Genomic DNA, 2,038 nt, shown 5'->3' with positions numbered 1-2,038 from the left:
TATGCCGACATCATCCTGGTCGAGGGTGATCCGACTCGGGACGTGACGATCCTTTCAGACTACGAGAACAAGATCGACCTGATCATGAAGGACGGCAAGATCTACAAGAACACGCTCTGATGTCCGCTTTGGGTCATTAGCAGACTCCTTATTCAGCACCATTTTAGGTCGGCTTTGGCCCCGAAAGCGGACATCCAGATGTTGCTGATCGCGTCTCAGCCGTGATTCAAGCTCCCAAAAAGGGAGCTGCGAATCATGCGCTATGAACTCAGTGACTACGAATGGAGCGTCATTAGGCCGATGCTCCCAAACAAGCCACGCGGCATTCCCCGGGTGGACGACCGGCGCACTCTCAATGGCATCTTTTGGGTCCTGCGCTCAGGCGCACCGTGGCGCGATCTGCCAGATCGCTATGGTCCCCATACGACTTGCTACAATCGGTTTGTTCGCTGGCGGCGAGCCGGCGTTTGGGACCGGATCATGGATGCGTTAGCTGCCGCTCATGATACGGCGGTGCAGATGATCGATACGTCTATCATCCGCGTGCACCAACATGGAGCCTGCATCGCCAATAACAGCGGCCAGCATATTGGTCGCTCTCGTGGCGGGTTGACTAGCAAGATCCATGTCGTTGTGGATGCCAATGGTTTGCCGGTGCAGCTCGGCCTCACTGGCGGTCAGGTGCACGACAACCGGCTCTGCTCGGTCTTGCTGCGACAGCTCCCTCGGCGCGCGCGGTTGCTGGCAGATCGCGGCTACGACGCGGACTGGATCAGGGCATTTGTCACTGAACGGGGCGCGTGGGCAAACATCCCGCCCAAGCGCAATCGCAAGGATCCGATCTGCTTTAGCCCCTATCTCTACCGTGACCGCAACCTAGTCGAGCGGTTCTTCAACAAGATCAAGCAGTGCCGGCGCGTCGCGACCCGATACGACAAGCTCGCCGCCAACTATCTCGCCTTCGTCAAGCTGGCCTGCATCCGCTTATGGCTGCGCGTTTATGAGTCCACGCCCTAGTGGCAGATTTCCGGGCTTATTCAAGGAGGCTTGGCGGACCTCGACAGAGAGCCGGAAAAGCCGCGACTACGTGGCTGGGGCGCCAGGATTCGAACCTGGGATCACGGGATCAAAACCCGGTGCCTTACCACTTGGCTACGCCCCAACGCGCGTCATATTCTTCCGAGGAAGGCCGCCTTGCGCCACCGGTATATGGCAGGCGGGCTGCCCTCCTACCAGTATCGGGCCCCGCGGGCAACGCCCCCGCCCTCCCCTTGAGCGCGCTGAGATCTTAGGTCCCCGGCTTTGTTGCGGGGCCGCGCGGGGCCGTCTATATACGTGCCTCTTCACGCCAAGGCGGAGTGTAGCGCAGCCTGGTAGCGCACCTCGTTCGGGACGAGGGGGTCGCAGGTTCAAATCCTGCCACTCCGACCATTAATTCTCGATGTAATATCAATATATTAGGCGCTTCGTGGCAGATCCTCGGAAGCAGCTTCGCCCACGGTTACGCCCACGAAACAACTTTGGATGGCCAGTTATCCGTGTCGCCCTTCCCGCATCCCCCACAAAACGCTCCGCCCCCAGATCGACGAAGGAGTGTGCGGCATGCCGATGGGCGCGGCCGCGAACCTTCCAACTGTTCTCCACCTAGGGCGTGGACTCATAAGCAGTCATCAGTTGACCCGTTACGGGGAATGTCTGCTTTGCCTCCGATAGCGGACGTGCGGCGAGCCCGCCTAAAGAGTCCGCTAAGTGCCAGAAGCGGACAATCCAGTGCATCGAAATAGATCCCTGCTCCGCAAGACACGTCTAAGTCTTAGGAACCTCCGGGTTCTGGCCGAAGGTAAAGCTGAGAGAAGCAGCGCTACTTCGACGCGGTATTCAGCCTCACTGTAGTATGGCGCGCGATGCGGAAACTTCTCGATCTGCCCTTCATGCATCCGTTGAATGTCATCGAAAGGCACCCATGCCCAAAGCGTGGAAATCAGTCACATTTTGCCCAAGAAGCCATGGCCAAAGTGCGCGCCATGAATGAGTTAAC

General features: G+C 58.6%; 1 protein-coding gene and 2 tRNA genes. 2 read left to right on the top strand and 1 reads right to left on the bottom strand.

Annotation, left to right across the window (positions count from 1 at the left end; all coding sequences use genetic code 11):
• The first annotated feature begins 255 nt into the window (after positions 1-255).
• Positions 256-1,017, top strand: a complete 762-nt coding sequence (locus AC221Y_RS23285; RefSeq protein WP_486708656.1) for an IS5 family transposase — start codon at positions 256-258, stop codon at positions 1,015-1,017.
• Positions 1,018-1,088: 71 nt separating this feature from the next.
• On the opposite strand, the gene AC221Y_RS23280 is transcribed toward AC221Y_RS23285, so the two are convergent.
• A tRNA-Gln gene (locus tag AC221Y_RS23280) sits at positions 1,089-1,162 on the bottom strand.
• Between the two features lie 192 nt (positions 1,163-1,354).
• Between AC221Y_RS23280 and AC221Y_RS23275 the strand changes: the two genes are divergently transcribed.
• Positions 1,355-1,431, top strand: a tRNA-Pro gene (locus tag AC221Y_RS23275).
• Positions 1,432-2,038: the final 607 nt, after the last annotated feature.

This window comes from Boseongicola sp. (genome assembly GCF_057460485.1).
The sequence above is the reverse complement of the archived record's forward strand: the minus strand, read 5'-3'. Positions and strand labels throughout refer to the sequence as shown.

Bases quoted from the DNA above. Each gene is read 5' to 3' on its own strand.
- AC221Y_RS23285 (WP_486708656.1), top strand. From the start codon at position 256: ATGCGCTATGAACTCAGTGACTACGAATGGAGCGTCATTAGGCCGATG.